Source organism: Bradyrhizobium sp. WSM4873, from assembly GCF_055811355.1.
Window position 1 is genome coordinate 50,765 of the sequence record NZ_JBVVPS010000013.1, and the last position, 17,845, is coordinate 68,609.

A 17,845-nucleotide genomic window follows, 5' to 3' on the forward strand; every position below is an offset into this window, starting at 1 on the left:
AGTCAACTTATTAGAATCACGTCCCTAATTCAGCAATCAAGTCGGCGACGATGCACCAAGGACGCAAGGTTTGCGCTTTTATCGTTAGCGGTCCGTTAACGAGGATCTGGTTCGCCATTAGCGCTGTCAATCTGCCTTTGAGCCTGTCGTCTCCGCTGAAGCACTGGAAGAAGACTGCCAGCCGCCTGGGCGTGCGGTGAGGCGCACTTTGACCTGGTCGGGTCGACCGCCCGAAGCCCGTGCGCACCTGGGGGCATCCAAGCGAGACTTAGACCGCGACCTTTGACCAGAATTGCGGGTTTTGCGGCGACTGCATCCTGACCCACTGGTAGCTGGTCTTTGACCACGGCCGGACGTTGGCATTGAGGTTGTCGATCACAACGTCACCCGAGCGGGTCCTGACCACGAGGACAAGATGATGCTCGCCCCAGCCGGTCACTACTTCCGCCAGCAGCAAGGCACGCGCCGGCCATCCCTTCTCGAGGAGCGCGTGGCGCTTAGTGACGGCATAGTCGTTGCAATCCCCTTGCGAGGGCGCAACGATCCATTCTTCACCGACAACACCGCGCTCGTTGCGCACAGGCGCAATCGATCGATTGACGTCCGAGTTGATCTTGACGAGATCGGCATAGCGCTCCGGCGTCAGCTTCACACCCCCTCCTCGGAACAAGGGCTTGCCTGTCTTGCAATCCGAGGGATAGCGAAGGCAGAAATTGATATGAGCCATAGGCGGCAGAACAGCGCCGGCGAGCTTTATCCGTTCAATCTGGTATTTTAGATTGATCGGCGCACCGATCATTGCAGCCCGCGTATCCTGGACGGACAGAACGACGGTGAGAAGCAACGCGAAGCAGATCCAGAATTTGCGCAACATTCCGCACTCCCCAAGCATAGTGATCCTTGAGGCAGCTGTAACAGCGACAATTTAGAAACGCGTTTGGTCGGACGGTCGAACTTATCTCAAACCATGCAGGACCGCACTACGGCTTCTTAACCAAACCGAGCTGCGGAGGCGCTATCAGCTGTCGCGCTCATCCTTATGAGCGATCGTCGGGGGTGATGTCTCTTCCAGCTGCAACTTGTCGAGCAGAAGATCAGTGACGATCTTGCGGAGCCGCCGGTTCTCCACTGTCAGTTCTTCGACCAGGCGATGCATATGCTCCGTGCTTGACTGCCCTTCCGGCCTGAAAACCTCCGCCTGGAGCGCCCCCTCAGCGCTTGCGGACTCTCCCGTCCGTCGCGGAAGCCTGCGCCAGCGATGAAGGGTCATTACGCTGACACCTAGGGCCTTACTGATCTGGACCTGGGAATTGCCTGCCTGAGCCAGCGCATCAGCCTGGTTAAGCTTGAGGAATATTTCGTGTCTCGAATGCTTCTTCATCGATTCGAAGGTCATCGAGCCTGCAGCTTCGAGACGGCGCAGCAGGATAGCTGCAGCGATTAGCCTTCCAGGCCAATGGCGAACATAAGGCAATAAAGTTAACATATGGGAACCCGAGCAAGAAGCGCCCAATAGTTGCAGGTTAGTGCCCGACGCGCCTGCCGAGTGGCCGTCTGGCGCGATTGATGGCTTCCGGCTTGATTAATTGAAACGCATTGGACAGTTTCGTTTGACCGCCGGCGATCCGCAGGCGGGTGGGACACCGGAAGCTTTCGGACATCACATGCGGCGACGAGATCTATTGGCCGGCGGCTCGGCTTCGATATTGGCCGCATCCGATGCAATGGCCCAATCGTCGCCTCGAGCATCGGGTCCGAGCCCGACGCATCAGGTCGACGTCCGACGGGATTTCGGTGCGGTCGGTGACGGTCTGGCTAACGATTGGGCAGCCATCGAGGCTGCCGGGCTCTATCTGGAGCGCCTCGGCGGCGGCCGACTGTACTTTCCGACCGGCCGATATCGCCTCCCTGAATTCGCCAAGAACATCACAGTCCGCAACAATGTCGAATACTACGGGGACGGGCACAGCTCGGTCATCATTGGATCGAACGCTGCCTTCATCAGCCCACAGGGTGCTGCCTTCGGCCGGACGGCGTATCATTCCTACAAGTACATGCCGGTCAGCAGCATCATGGCCGGCGATCAATTCATTGATCTGGAGGATGCTCGCGATGCAGCGAATTTCAAGCCTGGCGATATCGTCATTGCACGCTCGGTCAATGCGATTATCACACCAGGCGATATTTTGCCCTATTACGTGGAGATGAACCGTGTCGTCGGCGTCGACGGACGACGCCTCCTGCTCGAGGATCCGGTCGATGACGGCTGGAGGGGCTTGATCGTCGCGAACGTCACGAAGCACATCGCGCAAGGTTACAGCATCCATGATTTGCGGATCGAGTGTGACAATGGATATCCGTTCTTTATCCAGGGAAGCTACAAGAGCGTCATTCGAAACTGCTGGACCCGTGGCTATGCCGTCGCTTGCTTCAATGCTTTCACGCGAAGCGCCGCACACAATATTAACGCCACGGTTCTGTGGAATGCAGCTGGAACGTCAGCCTCTTTGTTCGAGGTCGAAACCGGCTCCGTACGCGCCAATTTTCACGACATCGACGTTTACATGGCAGGCTCTTCGAAGCCTGGAACGCAGTTTCCTCTGTTCTACTGTCAGGAATTCTCACGACGAACGTTGATACGAAACATCCGGGTGGCCGCCGCCGGTCTCGACGTTGGCATCGTGTTGCAGATCATGAGCGGAGGCCACCGGCTCGAAAACATCGAGGTCACGGCAAGATCAATCGACAAGGTCCTCGACTATTTCGTACCCGATCCGGGCGAATATCAGCTCGGCCATCTGGGGTTAACGCTCGCCAATACCTCGATCGAAACACTCGATCCTGCAAACGGATTTCGCCACGGATTTATTCTGCACAACGATTACAACGACGGACAGGTTCAAAATGTAACAATACGTCATTGCTCACTCCGTGGCGTGACCGATCAGAGCGAGCACAATCTAATATGGTTTTACAAAGGTGTTCAACGCGATGTTCTGTTCGACAGCGTCAGCGGACCAGGCTGCGTGACCATGGATCCGCCTCCTGGCTCGATCCTCCCGGACAAGTCATATCAATTTCACGGCGTTATTTTACGGAATTGCGACTATACTCACATAGCCTCGCAGGAAGTGCTCGACCAAAGCCGGCTTGTGTCCTGCGCCCGAATCTTCGGCCGACTGCCTTCCACAACGAGGCGATCCCCGGAATCATCCTGGTCGAGCCCGGTGGCAACACCTGAGCTCACCATGATCATCCCATCCGTCCCCTCGATCTGCAGGGGGGACTCGATCCTGATCGAATTGTCCGCTTGGTACGACCCGCTGCCGTTTCCGGCCGTTGTCCAGATCAGGGCAATGGGGGCAGTCGTCGCCACCTTGGCGCTCACGCCGCGCCAATATCAGGACATTCGCCTGATGCTCAAACTCGAGTTCGTCGGCACATCGTTTCTCCGACCAGACAGATACGCCATCCGCGGGCCGATAATGATCAACAATACGATGCTTTCTAACTGGAGTGGCGTCACGGGTTCGCTCGCGACGCAGAAGCCGAACGCAATCGAGCTGCTCGCATGGGTCGAAAAGCCGGCGGGGTCAGTCGGCGCACTAAACGTCGGAAACGCCAGCATGTCGTTTCGAGCGATCGAGAGTGCTGTCTGAGACGGACCCGAGCCACCGCTCAAACCAGATCAGCCTCGTTGGCTGCCCGAAGTATTGAAGATCTTACGCGTGCACCGGCTGCCGAGCCGAGATATAGCGGTTGGTCGAGAACAAACGTGCCCTCGTCAATCCGGATCGCGCCGTTCGCCGAAGAAATTGAAGCATGAGTTTTCACACTCCATGAGCGATGACCTCGCCAGGCCACTGAGCACGCAACAATCGTCCAGCACCGCTGCGCAAATTTGACGCGGCGTCCGGCCTGATCGGACAAAGGCCTAGATCTGACCTCGCCTCATAGTGCCCGCCCGACGCTTGGCTTTCCGAATCTTCGCAAACGAGCCGAGCCCTAGTTGACCCTGTTGCGGGATGGCTTCGGGTGCGGTTTGAGGCGTCGCGCGGCCTCGGCGTTCTCGACACGCTCTCTCAGTTCAAGCAATTCCCGATATTGGTTCTCAAGAGAGTCTTGCTGAGAGTGGGTCGCCTGCGCTCGGTAGTTTGTTAAAGAACTAGAAGAATACCTGATCATGAACTTTTGCCTGCCCAATGACGCAAATAGCTTAGTGGCGAAAAGCTTGCCAATAGCGCAAATAAATGGCTGGGATTATTGAAGGTGGCAAGCGATCTCGTTTGTTAATATTGATGTCCGCGCAAAAGCTTAAACTTGGAACTGCCGGACCCGTCACGAGCGACGTGGCTGTCCGCAGCCGTTTCTGACGTGCGCCGATAGAGCCCATCGCCGTGGCGGACGCGCAAAATACCTTCATTTTTGGCACACACGGGACGCAACGGGTCAAACACAAGCGCCACACACCCGCTTCGACATCGACAGCTCTTCCTTCCGTACGGGCTGCTTCAGATTTCATACGACTGGCATAAACTGCATAGCGATCGTCCCCCGTACAGCTCGGACGTTGCGGCGCACATCGTAAATACCTGTGGGTAGGGCGATATATTCCCTCGCCGCGCCGCTTCTTATCCCATGATTTGCGAATCACCGGATTAAGGGGTTCGCCATGGAGGTATGTGACTTTCAATCGATGTCCGTCGATGAGCTATGGATTATCCATCAGGAGTTGACGACGAAGCTTGCGCAGATGATCGAGGCGGAAAAGTTCAAGCTAGAGCAACGGCTTCGCGCGATTGAAGAAACCAACGAGGCCTGGCGACCCGATCGCGAGCGCCGCCCATATCCCGCCGTGCTGCCCAAATATCGAAACCCGAATAACCCGAACGAGGTATGGTCAGGACGGGGGAGGCAACCGCGCTGGATAGCTGCCAAGCTCCAAGCTGGCGCGCATCTCGATGAATTCTTGATTTCGGAAGCTCGCGGAACGGACTCCGCCAAGAATATTTGATGTCGACCCTTCGATCTCGTCGCTAAGGGACGATCTCGCACTACCGTACGTCCTTGACGGTTCGACTGAGTTTTTCGAGGCAATCGCGGCGACTGCCGACCTAGGCCGCCTGTGCCAGCCAATGGCGACTTTGAAAGATCGCAGGACCGGCCATTTCCTCCACGGGACGTTTGCGACGATTGGTCCCGGTCCGAACTTCCGTTCCTGTGGCCGATTAAACCATGGTTAGGATTGGCGTGCTCATTCTGGCCGTGTGCATTTTTTTCGGCGCGAGGCCATGACGTATTTAATCGCCACTTATCCAATCGCCCTCCTGTGGTCCGCCTTCGTCGCTGGCGTGTTTGTCGGCTACGCTGTTCGGGCACTTATTTCCATGCAGCGGCGAAAAATTGCCCGCACGAGAAGGTACGATCTCTCCGGAGACTGATCAGGATTCCACGCAATCGCCGTATGCGCGGTGAGAGGAACCCGGTCGCGCAGCCCTTGGTGCGTCGCGGTCCCAAGTTTGCCGACATAACTTCAGAGCGCTCGTAAGCAGCCGCGGGATCGATTGCAGCCGCTCTACGCGAAAGGCGCAGCGCCCTCAAGCGAGAATAACTTGCGAGTGCACGGCATCACCGGACGTTGGTGCCGCCTTTCACGACGCGTTTGGTCGACCGAGGCCGCGGGCGCTCGGCCTTCGCAGAGCTCAGTGGACCAAACACGGTGACGGCCACCCGGGGAGCGCTCCCCGACGGCCTTCCTCTATTCACTGGCTGCTGGAGTGCAAGAGATCCGGCTCGGATGGCGTTATCTCGGTCGACGCCCGCGCGTCAGCGCGGAATGAGTGGAACGAATTCGTTCCACTCTCCCTCAGGACCCGTTCGCCGTTTAAAGACGAGAAATCCTTTTCTCGTCGACACGATGTCGCCCGGCTCCAGCGTCGTGTCGTTCATAGCTCGCTCCAGGGCGCGCTCTGCGGCTATTTTCGCCAGATCCTGTTCGGCGGGAGCTCGTAACCCGAGGCGTCGCTCGCGACGTTCGGCGGCAATCCGTCGACGAGCTTCCTCGATCTGTATCTTCCATTCTTCACGCGACATTTCAGTCGACGTCTCGCCCACTGGCTCCTCCGTCGCCGACCCGGCCGGTTGTTCTGCAAGACACGCCGTCGCGCTCACCGCCAACGACAGAGTTGTCGTCCCAACTTGCACCCAGTGGCGAAAAGACATGTCGTCGGCCCGGAGCTTGGCTCCGCGCGCAGAGGCGGTCATCACCGGTTTCAGCCACCAGTCGGACAAACGCCTAGGATCAGCAATCGCAAGAGCGGGAGGCCCGCAATTTACACTGCTGCCTGAAAGCGAGCAATGAAAACCACGCCTTTGATCAGGTCGACGAGCGGTCAACTGCCCGACTGGCTGAAATAGCCAAGAAAACGCGTCAGCATTGCGGATCTGACGAATTTCAAATGCGAGACGGACGCGTCAAGTTCCTTGAGCCGCCTCTGACCATTGGAGATTTCGGCGCCAAAAAGGTCCTGATGATGATTGTCCAGCGCTTCCCGCTCTAGATATTCATCGTCGCCATTGCCGAAGGTCACGGCCGCACGCGCGAGCGCATCTTCCACGCGACTGCTCAGCCCCGCTTGCTCGTTTTCGGCAGCCTGCAGAGCCACGTCAATCGCCGTCATGATCGAAGCAACACGCTCGCGATCGGTCTGCGCATCACGTTCGGCCGAACGCGCTTGGAAGCGCTTGTTCTGCGCGAGCGGATTGTTCGTTCGGGCTTTCAGAAGACGATGGAACATCTGGCATATCCTGTTTGTGCCCTTGGGCCCAAGGATCGACCCGCCATGGTTAAAAAAGGGCTAAACTGGAAACCGCTTCAGTGCGGCTTCGCGCGATCCAGATGCGCCAGGCATCTTCATGCTTGGTATAGAGTTCCGACCATCGATCGACGTTCACGCAGGTCGAACCGCTGCCACCTATCGCGCTCCCTTCCTCCGCCCGCGACGGAGGATCGTCGAGCATTTCGAATTCTGCGGTTTCCGCGCGCGAGAGGCCGATGAGGACGCGATGTCCATCAGCATTGACAAAATACCGTCGCGGTCCAGCGTTCCAATGAACCAGCATTTTGGCTCCTCAAGGCACCGGCTTCCAAAAACTCGGGCCCAGAATTCGCCTTGACGAACCACACGACCCAACGTGACCAGCACTTCAAATGATCGAAGCCGTACTAAACTGACAATATGCAGAATTATTAGGCGTCCGGCGAAGCTGCTGCAAGCGTGGTGATCACTCAAGGTAACTTGGAAGCCGTACCGCCAGAGCCAAGCGCTAACAGAAAGAGTCGACGGGGCCCGGCGGCCACAACGCGGGACACCGGCCGCTCCTGCATGCGTCGGTCACGTCAGAGCTCGTTCACTCACGATCCTGCGCATCGACGGGCCTCACATTTCCGCCTGTCTCACGTTCCCTTCGATCGCGCACTCTCATTCCACTCGATTGGGCGGGGTCGATAAAAGCGGAATGAACGCCGCCGTTTTCCCTGGAGCCGCAGAAAAGGCGGCGGCCAGTTACTGCCGTTGCGGGAAGCACTACCTCGCGCGGCTTTCCTTGCGCTTCCGGCGCCGATTGTCGCGGACCATGCAACTGCTCCGACGGCTCCGTACCACGCAGCTCGTTCATGGAGATTACATCGAGGCCCGCGGCATAAACGCGCCAGCCGTTTGGCTCCGTCCGCAACGAAGTCAGATGCAGGACGCTCGACGAACCTCGACTTTTGTCGTCAATCGCTTCAAGATCCACATCCGTATATCCACGGACAAACGCGACGCGCCAAGCCGCAGGTAAGGTTGAGCGGTTAGCTTAACACACGGTGTTGGTTGCGAGATTTCGCCAATCGCATATTCATTTTCGCACCGGGCTTCCCCAAGGCCTGGCCCCACCCAAGCAAAGCCGTCGAGCGAACCTGGGTCGCTTGGCGGCTTTGTCGTCTTATTTTGTGAATGAGGATTCTTTGAGTATGGCGCGCAAGCCCTGGTCGTTCAAGGAAGATCGCAAGTTGATGGAACTGGCCAAGTCTTCAGTCTCTTTGGAAGAAGCCGCGAAACAGCTCGGCCGGACACCTGATGCAATCAAGCGCATGACATTGCGCCTGGGTCTTTCGCTTAGGTCGAAGAAGCCGAAGCAGAGCTGAGCATCAAAAGCCCGAAGGGCCCGATCATCTGCCGGGATGATGCAGCCCGCTTTCGAGTGTGCTGGCGTGCCCGAGCACGTATGATGCACACTCCATGAATGATCAAAGCGACCATGCCCGAATCGGGCTGAAATGGAACGTCACGCCTAAACCTGGCCCCGATGACCTGATGGCAACCGCACTTTGAGGCCGACCATCCCGGTGCCGCCGGCTTCAACGCCGGTATGACCACCGCGCGGATTTCGCCACCAAGGCTCCTGTGTCTCGAAGCGCATTGATCACGGCTGAAGCGCCGCCGATGGGTTACAGCGGAATCTAAATCGCGCTGGTCAACGAAAATAGACAGCCCGACGATCAGGCAGAATTAGGCCTGTCGACAAGGACAGCGCAAAATGGCGCGTTACCGCAACGCAAGGGCTTGCTGCGTAGCAGCTTCGGCTTCGCCCAAAATTGCGGTGTGTCCTCTTCGGCTCGAACTACCGGAAGCTTTTGACCACAACCTTGTCGTAGCCCTCTTAGACCGTCGGTGCCAAACCAATCTGAGTTGCGGCATCGTCAGCGATGCGGGGACCCGTCCATCTATCTGGGAAGGCGGGCGTTGCAGGCCGAGCCGGTGGATTGTCCGCAGGGAAAAGGCTTAAGCCGAGTCGGCTCCATGTCGAGACGTTCAATGGGGCGCAACGGGTTGTCGAACGGATATCACCTGAGCACCGGAAATTTGCGACGCAAACCACAGGGACGGCTCGCCGGCCGGCGTACGTCTACTGCGGCTTTTGCTTCGCTTTTGCCTGTAGCTTCTCGAGTTGCTCTTCCGCATACAGGATGATCAAGCGCCTTACGTCCTGGTCGGATATTTTCTGAAAAGCCTTGATCAGACGTAGCATCTGCAGATCGTCGACGTTCGGCATGGCAAAGAGCTCATCGGATAAAGCGGCGGCTGAAATAACAGAAACTATGCGATTGTTCTCGACGAATAGAAAAGCCAACTTCAGCCAGAGTAAACTCGTTGCCTTGCCACGGAACCGGAGAGGTTACTCTTATGCCCACCTGCTTAAGCGTGAGTGTGGTCCTTTAGAGATCGCGCCTTGAAACGCCCCTGAATCATGGATGCCTCGTTAGCGCCAGCTGGAACTTAACGATATCTGGGCTTTTTAATCCCGATCGGTAGCCAACCGGCTACCCTGGCGGCATGCGCAGAAACCACTTGATTGCAGCCATGTGCATCTGCCTGGCGCTCATTGTCTACGCCACCTTTGCAAAGTTGGCAGGACGCCCTGCGCTAATGGGGCATCACGAAGCCTATTGGGTCGTCGTGATCGAGCGCTTCAGCGCTTATGGGCTGCTCGGATTTCTCCTGTCGTTCCTGCTGCCGGGACGGTTCGCTTTAACCTGCTCTCTCGTTATCGCGGTCGCCATAGGGCTGGAGATCATGCAAATGCTCACACCCGACCGGGATCCGGGCCTGCTTGACGCCCTCCAGAAAGTCGCCGGAGGTCTCGTGGGTGTCATGCTCGCCCAGACGATCTTGGCCTTCTTGCCCAGACCTCCGACCTGAGGCAACAGGGAGGGAACCGCCCGAGCCATCCCGATCGGTGGGCAGAACAAGGCAACTTTGGCTCATCCTCGGGCTACGCGGTTCGCCACCCAGGCTTGTGATGCCGAAGAGCGCACCGCTCTGCCCCAAACCGGGCTACCCACGCCTCCCGCCCCCGCTGCCCGCCAAATGGGCAAGACCCGTTGGGTTCCGCGCCGCGTTTGGGTGTCCCAATTAGACCCTATCTTAGCCCGTCCTGACTAGGATCTGCAGGAGCGTCCTTCGATCTCCGCGCGGGCAGGATGAGACTACAGCGACCGACCTTTGTGTTTGCGGCGCTCGTGCTTGCGAGCACAATGGCGTTCGGGCTGGGCGGGCATTTCGCAGCCGAAAGCATCATCCGGCGTCAGCAAGCCCATCAGCTCGACGAATTGACTGAGGTTGTTCTGCGTCGCGCCGAATTTGCAATCGATTTTGCCGGCGCGAGCCTGGGCGAACTTGCGCGGCGCGACCTTGCCGATTGCGGGCCCGCGACGCTGCAGGCGATCCGCCTCCACGTCTACCAGCGTTCCGCAATCAAGGATGTGCGCCTCGTTAACCCTGATGGCCCGGTGATCTGTTCGGCCTATTCCGAAACGCTGGAATTCGACAAGGGATGATCGACCGCCGCGATATGCTTCCCGCGCGCGACAAGAGCCTTTCGCTCTTCCGTGTCGAGCAATTCGGCGGCGATGCTCTGGGCGTGCTCAAAGACATCAATGGCAACGCCGCATTGGTCGCCATTCTTGGCGTCAACGCCAGCCTGTTCGACATCATGCCCGCCGAGTTGCGCGTCCATAGCGAAGTGATCCTCGCCTTGAGCAACGGCGAGAAACTTGGCGAATTCCTGCTCTATCCCGACAAAGCCTTGCAGGTCCCGATCGATCTCGACAAAAACTCCACTCGATTCCCACTCCATGCGACCATCCGCCTCGAACGCGGCATCCTCTCGACGCGAGGCCTACTGGCCGACGCTGGCCGTAGCGTTCGCAATCGGCGCGCTTTTCGGCAGGCTTTCGTAGGTCGCCTCGGCCTTGCCTGTTCCAGGCGAGTTGTTCGGAGGCACTTCATTGCCGCCTTTGAGATCGGCCTGCAACTTCACGAGTTCTGCGCTCGCCGTTGCGGCTGTCATGATGATCAGCCCCCCAGCATCGCCGCTCCCACCAGTGTCGCGTAGCCTCGATCGCTGTCGTTCCTCATGGCATCCTCCTGCAAGCTCTGCGGCCCGCTGCGATTAAACCCGGCCCGCAATGGAAATTCCGGATGGAGATTTACGCCTGATTCGGAACAACTATCGCGAGATCTCGGCTCCTTATACCCGGAGCTTGAGAAATCACGTGCGGGGGCTAAGCCGAGCGGCGCTGGCCCAGGAACTGGTTCGGCGTCAGGAGTTCTGCCATCTGATGATGGGTGGCCTGGAGCGCCTCGATGGCGCCGTCCAGATCAAAATCGGCGTCCCGGACAGATGCGAAAAATTTAGCCGTCAGCGCCAGATCGAGCTTGACGCGGGTTGCGCCATCGCGGCTTTTGCGGCGGTCAAGTGACAAATGGATGGCTCGCATTCTGGCCTCGGCAGGCGTGCAGCCACTCAGCCCGGCGAGTTCGTCATAAGTCATCCAGATCTGTGCCATGTTCAGTCACTCCTTTACTCGGCCTCAGCTTATTTTTCGTACTTAAAGCTTCGGTTGCCGCCGCGCGCGCGCCGACCATTTCGCAGCCATAGGGTCAATGCGAGCTAAACGAAGAAGGACTATCGTGCCGAGCCCCCGGTGGGTTGCATACAGCGAAGATCGATCTATGCTCACCCGATCGATCAACTGTTGAACTGAGGCAATCACATTGGGACAGATCACTTCGGAAGCCCTCTCCTTGAGTGATGTCGTGTCCCGTGGCGCCACCCTGCATGTTCCCGCGTTGGGCACCGCTTTGGGCCGACATATGGTCGGCTTCTCCGCAAACGTCCCGCATCGCTGACGCTCGCTCGTGCTGTCTGCCGATTTGGTGCTGGCGGCGGTTGCCTGGATAATCGTTGATTTCGCTTTGAGGTAAGCACACATGACGGACCGACCGACTGTCCTCGTTACCGGAGGCGCGGGCTATATCGGCTCGCATGCCTGCCGCGCCCTGACCGCCGCCGGCTATCAGCCCGTCGTTTATGACAATCTGTCGACAGGTCATCGCGGCTTCGTCGCCGGTCCGCTGGTAACAGGCGATCTGCTCGACGGCGCCACGCTGGCGCACGCCTTCGCCGAGCACAAAATCACGGCGGTCATGCATTTCGCGGCGGCAAGCCTCGTCGGCGAGTCCATGACCGACCCGCAAAAGTACTACATCAACAATGTGCAGGGCACGCTGTCGCTATTGCAGGCGATGCGCAATGCAGGTTGCCATCGTATCGTGTTCTCCTCGACCGGCGCCGTCTACGGCAACGCAGACTCCAAGGAACTGCCGGAAGATTTCCCCTGCGCGCCGATCAACCCCTATGGCGCATCGAAGTGGATGATCGAGCGCATGCTGGCCGATTACCGCGCCGCTTACGGCTTCGGCGCGTTCTGCCTGCGCTATTTCAACGCCAGCGGCGCCGATCCTGCCGGCGGCATCGGCGAATTGCGTGACAATGAAACCCATCTCATTCCGCGCGCCATGATGGCGTTACAGGGCCATGTCGATTTTGCCGTGTTCGGCGAGGACTACGACACGCCCGATGGCACCGCGATCCGCGACTATATCCATGTCACCGACCTCGCCGCGGCGCATGTCGCGGCGCTGAAGCTGCTGGAACAAGGGCATGCCGGCGGCAGCTTCAATCTGGGCACCGGCTCCGGCTTTTCGGTGCGGGAAATCCTGACCGCCATCAGGCAGGAGACCGGGCGCGAGGTGCCCCACACCATCAAACCGCGCCGCGCCGGCGATCCCACCTATCTGGTCGCCGACCCCTCCGCAGCGCGAAAAGTGCTGAATTTCGTGCCGAGACATTCGGATCTGCCGACCGTGATCCGCACCGCCTGGGCCTGGCACCAGAAGGCCCATCCGCTTAAGCAGCCCTGACAAGATCGTCGAAGTCGATCAGGGGAGATGAGACGTGGCCTTATGGTCTATTCCGTTCTGAGCCGAGCGATCCCGGCGCAAACGGATGGCGCGATCGCGAACGGCCGTCGAGCCCCTTGGGCAGCTTGTCGGCATTGAGCTTCACGACCGCACCTCTGGCGTCAGTGGCCGGCACCTCGTCCTGGCTGTAGATCAGCGTCGCCTCGAAGGTCACATCGGGGGCCTGCTCGGCCGTTCCGGAACAGGTCGCCATCGCGCCGCTGCACACGCCCGAGAGCTTGACCTCGACCTCGTCGAGCCCGAACACGGTCGGCGGTCCCTCGGCATGTCGCCGCGTGGTCAGAACCGCCGTGAAGCGCTGCTCGTCGATTCGATAAGAGCCGCCATAGGTGAAGAAGCTGTCGCTGCCGGAGATTCGTCCCTCCGCCAGATGTACGACGCCCGTGCCCTGACCGCGCGGGGTCCTGAACCAGGCAGCATATTTGCCGTCTCTCAGCATGAAAATATCCGCCGTAAAACTCAAACGTATTTGCAACCAACTCTGGGGCGCGACAATGACCCGCGCGGGGAGCATTCCGCCACGGTTAACGCCCTGCAAAGCGAGACAGTCAAATTGCTGCCGACGCGCAGCGACGCGGGCGAGCGCACGCTCGCCCGTGCTCGCGCCCATTATAGAGAATGCAGCGGAGGGCCACCCGACCGAGGACCGTTCGGTCGAGGCCATCCTAGCCGAATGACATGATCCATCCGCCCACCAGCTCGCCGGCGCAGTTCTTCTCCGGTCGCCGGTTTGAACCTCTTCCTGATAGAGTGCACCAATATCTGAGCGTGATTCCGGTCACACTTGCCTGGGGTTTCGCTGCTAAGCATCGGCCCTGGACGGGGACCGGGCAAATATCGGTCGAACTGGATGAGAATTCCCATGAAAAGCCTGATCGGCGCTGTTGTCGGCGCGTGCTGTCTTGCTGCCCCAGCTTTGGCGGAGAGCCCGGCCGCCATTGTCGAGGACGTGCAAGGCAAGGTCGACGGTGTCGCGTTCATGGATTATGTGGCGCCGGGCAAGATCATCAAGCTGGGGCCCAAGGCAACCATTACGCTCAGCTATCTCAAATCGTGCCAGCGCGAGACCATCAGCGAAGGCGTCGTCATGGTCGGCACCGAGCAGAGCACCGTGCAACTCGGCGAGGTCAAGCGGGAAAAGGTGCCCTGCGATACCAACGCGGCAAAACTGTCGGAGCGCGAGGCGAACCAGAGTGCCGCGACGACCTTCCGCACCATGCGGTCGGACGCCAAGGGCAGCGCTCCGGCCAAGCTGCCGACGCTCTACGGCATCGCGCCGTTGGTGCAGGCCAAGAGCGGCAGCACCCTGGTGATCGAACGCACCGATGGCAAGGAGCCCACCATCAGCGTGCCGCTCAAGAGCGAAACGATGGTCGGCGGCAAGTTCTATGACTTCGCCAAGGCCGGGAAGTCGCTGACGCCGGGCGGCAGCTATCTCGCCATCCTCGGCACCAAGCGTTACGCCTTCCAGGTCGATCCCAGCGCCACGTCGTCGCCGACGCCGATCGTCGGACGCCTGCTGCGGCTCGAATAGGCAGTTAGCGACAGGGCGATGGGGCGGATGGGCAGACGGGACCTCGTTGCAGCGATCCTGATTGCGCTTCTTGCAGGCGCCATCGTGACGTCTCCGCCGCTGCAGACGTTGCAGGGCCTGTCACTCGACATCCTCACGGCACTGCGCGGCAAGCTCGTCGGCGACCAACGCGATCCCGCGACATCACCGGTCGTCGTCGTGGCCATCGACGGCGAGACCTACGACACTCCGCCGTTCAAGGGATCGCCAACGCAGACCTGGACGCGCGAGATCGGCCGGGTTCTCGGCAGCATCGACGGTGGCGGCGCCAAGGTCATCGGATTCGACGTCATCTTTCCAAGTTCGATCGAGCAGTCGGAGATTCCCTTTGGCGATGCGCCGCTTGGCGCGCGACTAAAGGGATTCGATCGAGACTATCTCATCGCCCTGCGGAAGCTGTCCGACAGCGGCAAGCTGGTGCTCGGCGAGATCTTGAGCAACGACCATCAGGAAAGGCCCGACCGCGCGCAGCAATTGGTGGTGAGAAACAATATCCGCGCCCTCAACGTCCATACTGACACTGACGACGTGATCCGGCGGATGCCGCTGAGCTTCTCGATCGACGGCAAGCTGGTTCCCGCGATGGCGGTCGAGCTCGCCGCGCGCGCGCTCGCTGTAAAGCCCGAGATTGCACCGTCCGGAACGACCGAATTGTCCGGTTATGCAATTCCGAGCGCGGTACCGAATACACTGGCGCTGAATTTTCGAGGACTGGGCCGCGACATTCCGACTTTCTCCTTCGCCGATCTGCGAGCCTGCGTCGAAAAAGGCGACAGCGATTTCTTCCGCCGCGCCTTCGGCGGCAAAGTCGTGCTGCTCGGCACCGCCCTGAATTTCGATGATCGCAAGCTCACCTCGATGCGACTGTCCGGCGGATATGACGGAACGCCGGGGCCACGATGCGCCGAGCCCGCTCCGGCAAGCACCGTACAAAAGGCCCGCAGCGACATCGCCGGTGTCTTCGTGCATGCCAACGCGGTGCGAAATCTGATCGAACGCGATGCGGTGACCGAGCTCGGCTTTCTACTGCGGAGCATTCTCACCATTGTGTTCGCAGCGATCGTGGCCTGCGCGGCCTGCGTGCTTGCACCCGGTGGCGCACTGATCGCATGGCTCGGCCTTACCGCGGTATACGCCGCCATGGCCGTCAGCGCATTCGTCTATGCCTTGGCGCTGCCGCTGACGGAGCCGGCACTCGCAAGCCTTGCCGCGCTCGCGATGATGATCGGCTACCGTTTCGTGCTGGCCGATCGTGACGAGCGTTTCCTGCGCAAGAGCTTTGCGTTCTATCTCGCCCCCGAAGTGATCGACACCATGGTTGCCTCCGGCAAGATGCCTGCGCTCGGCGGCGAAATGCGCAACGTCACGATGTTCTTCTCCGACCTGAGCGGCTTCTCCTCCATTGCCGAGACGATGACGCCAGGCGAGCTGGTGACGCTGATGAACGAATATCTGTCGGCCATGACCGACATCATCGAGAGCCATGGCGGCTATGTCGACAAATATATCGGCGATTCCATCGTCGCCATGTTCGGTGCGCCCGCCGACGATCCCGCGCACGCGCGCCACGCGGTCCATGCCGCGCTGAAGTGTCACGCAAAGCTGGCAGAGCTCAACGCCGGCAGCGCCGCTTTCGCCGGCCGCGGCCTGTCGCACCGCATCGGGCTCAACAGCGGCGAGGCCGTGGTCGGCAATATCGGCTCCCGCCGCCGCTTCAACTACACCGTGATGAGCGACACCGTGAACGTCGCTTCGCGGCTCGAAGGCGCCAACAAATACTACGGCACCGCAATCATGGCCTCGGAATCGACGATGGCGCAGACGGGCGACGGCTTCGCTTGGCGGGAACTCGATGCTATCCGGGTGCTGGGGCGCGGCGAGGCGATCAGGGTATTCGAGCCGCTCGCGGACAAAGGCGCGGAGAGCGCCGGGCAGAAACAGGTGGCCGCGGCTTACGCGGAAGGGCTGGCCTGCTGGCGGGCGCGGGAGTTCGCAAAGGCGGCTGGCGCGTTCGAGGGCGTAGCCAAGACTGATCCACCATCGTCAAAGTTCGCGAAACGCGCGAGAGCGCTCATCGAAAATCCCCCCCTGCCAGAGTGGACGCCGGTCAATACGCTGGAAGGGAAATAACGGTCTTCACTCGGCAACGACGGCGTCTCTCACCCCCAGAGAAAGCATCCGCGTTCGCATACTTAAAACGGCAGCCCCACATAATTTTCCGCGAGCAGGCGCTGCGCCGTCTCGGACGAAAGGAGATATTCCAGTTCAGTCTGCTGGAGCCGGTCCTCGTATTCGAGCCGGTCGGGGAAGTGATGCAGCAGCATCGTCATCCACCACGAGAAGCGTTGCGCCTTCCAGATCCGCGCCAGCGCCTTGGCGGAGTAGCCCTGGAGCCCGGAATCATCGTCGTTCTGATAGTGCGCGAGCATGGCGTGGTAGAGATAATAGATGTCTGAGCCGGCGCTGTTCAGCCCGCGCGCGCCGGTCGGCGGCACGATGTGGGCGGCATCGCCGGCGAGAAACAGGCGGCCGTAGCTCATCGGCTCGGCGACGAAGCTGCGCAAGGGCGCGATGCTCTTCTCGATGGACGGTCCCGTGATCAGGCGGTCGCCGACCTCGTCCGGCAAACGACGCTTCAGCTCGGCCCAGAACGCATCATCGCTCCAGTCCTCCACCTTGTCGGTGAGCGGCACCTGGACGTAATAGCGGCTCAGCACTTGCGACCGCAAGGAACACAGCGCGAAGCCGCGCTCGTGCTTCACATAGATCAGCTCCGGCGACACCGGTTTCGTGCGCGACAGCACGCCGAGCCAGCCGAACGGATAGATCTTCTCGTATTCCCGCAGCACGTCCTTCGGGATCGACTTGCGGCTGACGCCGTGAAAGCCGTCGGCGCCGACGATATAATCGCAATCGACTCGAACGGTCTCGCCATTCGAACGATAGGTCACGTAAGGCCGGTCGGAGGTCAGGTCATGCGGCGTCACATCCTCGGCGTTGTGCACGACGTTGCCGCCGAGGCGGTCGCGCGCCTCGTAGAGGTCGCGCGTCAGCTCGGTCTGGCCGTAGACCAGCACCGAATTGCCGCCGGAATGCTTGTAAAGGTCGATCTGTGAGAGCACCCCGTCATGGGCGATCTCGAATCCCTTGTGGATCTCGCCCTCGTGGTCCATCCGCTCGCCGCACTGAGCCTCGCGCATCAGCCTGGCGAAGCCGTGCTCGAGCACGCCGGCACGGATCCGGGCAAGCACGTGGTCGCGGCTGTATTTTTCCAGCACGACCGTGTCGATGCCCTTGAGGTGCAGGAGCTGGGACAACAGCAGCCCGGACGGCCCGCCGCCGATGATACAGACCTGAACTTTCATTTTGGCGTCCTCCTCGGCACTTTCTTGCAGATTCAGCG

The 17,845-nt window shown here is 59.9% G+C and carries 18 protein-coding genes; 9 read left to right on the top strand and 9 right to left on the bottom strand.

What is annotated here, in order from left to right; genetic code table 11:
- Positions 1 to 268: 268 nt before the first annotated feature.
- Together AC0L21_RS18625 and AC0L21_RS18630 are read right to left on the bottom strand one after the other, a co-directional pair.
- Positions 269 to 892, bottom strand: a complete 624-nt coding sequence (locus AC0L21_RS18625; protein ID WP_473263269.1) for a transglutaminase-like cysteine peptidase — start codon at positions 890 to 892, stop codon at positions 269 to 271.
- 126 nt (positions 893 to 1,018) lie between these two features.
- Positions 1,019 to 1,396 (bottom strand): helix-turn-helix domain-containing protein, encoded by a 378-nt coding sequence (locus tag AC0L21_RS18630; protein ID WP_473263270.1) that lies wholly within the window; start codon positions 1,394 to 1,396, stop codon positions 1,019 to 1,021.
- Positions 1,397 to 1,610: 214 nt separating this feature from the next.
- On the opposite strand from AC0L21_RS18630, the gene AC0L21_RS18635 reads away from it, so the two are divergent.
- Together AC0L21_RS18635 and AC0L21_RS18640 are read left to right on the top strand one after the other, a co-directional pair.
- Complete coding sequence (locus tag AC0L21_RS18635; protein WP_473263271.1) at positions 1,611 to 3,659, top strand: glycosyl hydrolase family 28-related protein; 2,049 nt, start codon at positions 1,611 to 1,613, stop codon at positions 3,657 to 3,659.
- 1,013 nt (positions 3,660 to 4,672) lie between these two features.
- Complete coding sequence (locus AC0L21_RS18640) at positions 4,673 to 5,014, top strand: H-NS histone family protein (RefSeq protein WP_473263272.1); 342 nt, start codon at positions 4,673 to 4,675, stop codon at positions 5,012 to 5,014.
- A gap of 812 nt (positions 5,015 to 5,826) precedes the next feature.
- Here AC0L21_RS18640 and AC0L21_RS18645 read toward each other — a convergent pair.
- From AC0L21_RS18645 to AC0L21_RS18655, 3 genes are all read right to left on the bottom strand, one after another.
- Positions 5,827 to 6,291 (bottom strand): hypothetical protein, encoded by a 465-nt coding sequence (locus AC0L21_RS18645; RefSeq protein WP_473263273.1) that lies wholly within the window; start codon positions 6,289 to 6,291, stop codon positions 5,827 to 5,829.
- Positions 6,292 to 6,392: 101 nt separating this feature from the next.
- Complete coding sequence (locus tag AC0L21_RS18650) at positions 6,393 to 6,797, bottom strand: hypothetical protein (protein WP_473263274.1); 405 nt, start codon at positions 6,795 to 6,797, stop codon at positions 6,393 to 6,395.
- Positions 6,798 to 6,846: 49 nt separating this feature from the next.
- Positions 6,847 to 7,122 (bottom strand): hypothetical protein, encoded by a 276-nt coding sequence (locus AC0L21_RS18655; protein WP_007606566.1) that lies wholly within the window; start codon positions 7,120 to 7,122, stop codon positions 6,847 to 6,849.
- Positions 7,123 to 8,014: 892 nt separating this feature from the next.
- On the opposite strand from AC0L21_RS18655, the gene AC0L21_RS18660 reads away from it, so the two are divergent.
- Positions 8,015 to 8,188 (top strand): hypothetical protein, encoded by a 174-nt coding sequence (locus AC0L21_RS18660; protein WP_473263275.1) that lies wholly within the window; start codon positions 8,015 to 8,017, stop codon positions 8,186 to 8,188.
- A gap of 761 nt (positions 8,189 to 8,949) precedes the next feature.
- Here the strand turns inward: AC0L21_RS18660 and AC0L21_RS18665 are convergent.
- Complete coding sequence (locus AC0L21_RS18665; protein WP_456765857.1) at positions 8,950 to 9,096, bottom strand: hypothetical protein; 147 nt, start codon at positions 9,094 to 9,096, stop codon at positions 8,950 to 8,952.
- Between the two features lie 281 nt (positions 9,097 to 9,377).
- On the opposite strand from AC0L21_RS18665, the gene AC0L21_RS18670 reads away from it, so the two are divergent.
- The 3 genes from AC0L21_RS18670 (at position 9,378) to AC0L21_RS18680 (ending at position 10,938) form a co-directional block, all read left to right on the top strand.
- Positions 9,378 to 9,743 (top strand): VanZ family protein, encoded by a 366-nt coding sequence (locus AC0L21_RS18670; RefSeq protein WP_456765858.1) that lies wholly within the window; start codon positions 9,378 to 9,380, stop codon positions 9,741 to 9,743.
- A 335-nt stretch (positions 9,744 to 10,078) separates the two neighbouring features.
- Complete coding sequence (locus tag AC0L21_RS18675; protein ID WP_456765859.1) at positions 10,079 to 10,381, top strand: CSS-motif domain-containing protein; 303 nt, start codon at positions 10,079 to 10,081, stop codon at positions 10,379 to 10,381.
- Complete coding sequence (locus AC0L21_RS18680) at positions 10,378 to 10,938, top strand: hypothetical protein (protein ID WP_456765860.1); 561 nt, start codon at positions 10,378 to 10,380, stop codon at positions 10,936 to 10,938. Before AC0L21_RS18675 ends, AC0L21_RS18680 begins: the two co-directional genes overlap by 4 nt.
- 169 nt (positions 10,939 to 11,107) lie before the next feature.
- On the opposite strand, the gene AC0L21_RS18685 is transcribed toward AC0L21_RS18680, so the two are convergent.
- Positions 11,108 to 11,392: a hypothetical protein gene (locus AC0L21_RS18685; protein WP_007606560.1), complete on the bottom strand. Its 285-nt coding sequence runs from the start codon at positions 11,390 to 11,392 to the stop codon at positions 11,108 to 11,110.
- Between the two features lie 424 nt (positions 11,393 to 11,816).
- Here AC0L21_RS18685 and galE point away from each other — a divergent pair, with 424 nt between their 5' ends.
- A complete protein-coding gene (galE, locus tag AC0L21_RS18690) occupies positions 11,817 to 12,809 on the top strand; it encodes a UDP-glucose 4-epimerase GalE (RefSeq protein ID WP_473263276.1) in 993 nt (330 codons plus the stop codon).
- A 40-nt stretch (positions 12,810 to 12,849) separates the two neighbouring features.
- On the opposite strand, the gene AC0L21_RS18695 is transcribed toward galE, so the two are convergent.
- Positions 12,850 to 13,308, bottom strand: coding sequence for a hypothetical protein (locus AC0L21_RS18695; RefSeq protein ID WP_473263277.1), 459 nt, complete (start codon positions 13,306 to 13,308; stop codon positions 12,850 to 12,852).
- Positions 13,309 to 13,731: 423 nt separating this feature from the next.
- Here AC0L21_RS18695 and AC0L21_RS18700 point away from each other — a divergent pair, with 423 nt between their 5' ends.
- Entirely contained in the window at positions 13,732 to 14,403 is a 672-nt protein-coding gene (locus AC0L21_RS18700; protein ID WP_473263278.1) for a hypothetical protein, read from the top strand.
- Between the two features lie 18 nt (positions 14,404 to 14,421).
- Positions 14,422 to 16,572 (top strand): CHASE2 domain-containing protein, encoded by a 2,151-nt coding sequence (locus AC0L21_RS18705; RefSeq protein ID WP_473263279.1) that lies wholly within the window; start codon positions 14,422 to 14,424, stop codon positions 16,570 to 16,572.
- A 62-nt stretch (positions 16,573 to 16,634) separates the two neighbouring features.
- On the opposite strand, the gene pobA is transcribed toward AC0L21_RS18705, so the two are convergent.
- A complete protein-coding gene (gene pobA, locus AC0L21_RS18710; protein WP_473263280.1) occupies positions 16,635 to 17,807 on the bottom strand; it encodes a 4-hydroxybenzoate 3-monooxygenase in 1,173 nt (390 codons plus the stop codon).
- Positions 17,808 to 17,845: the final 38 nt, after the last annotated feature.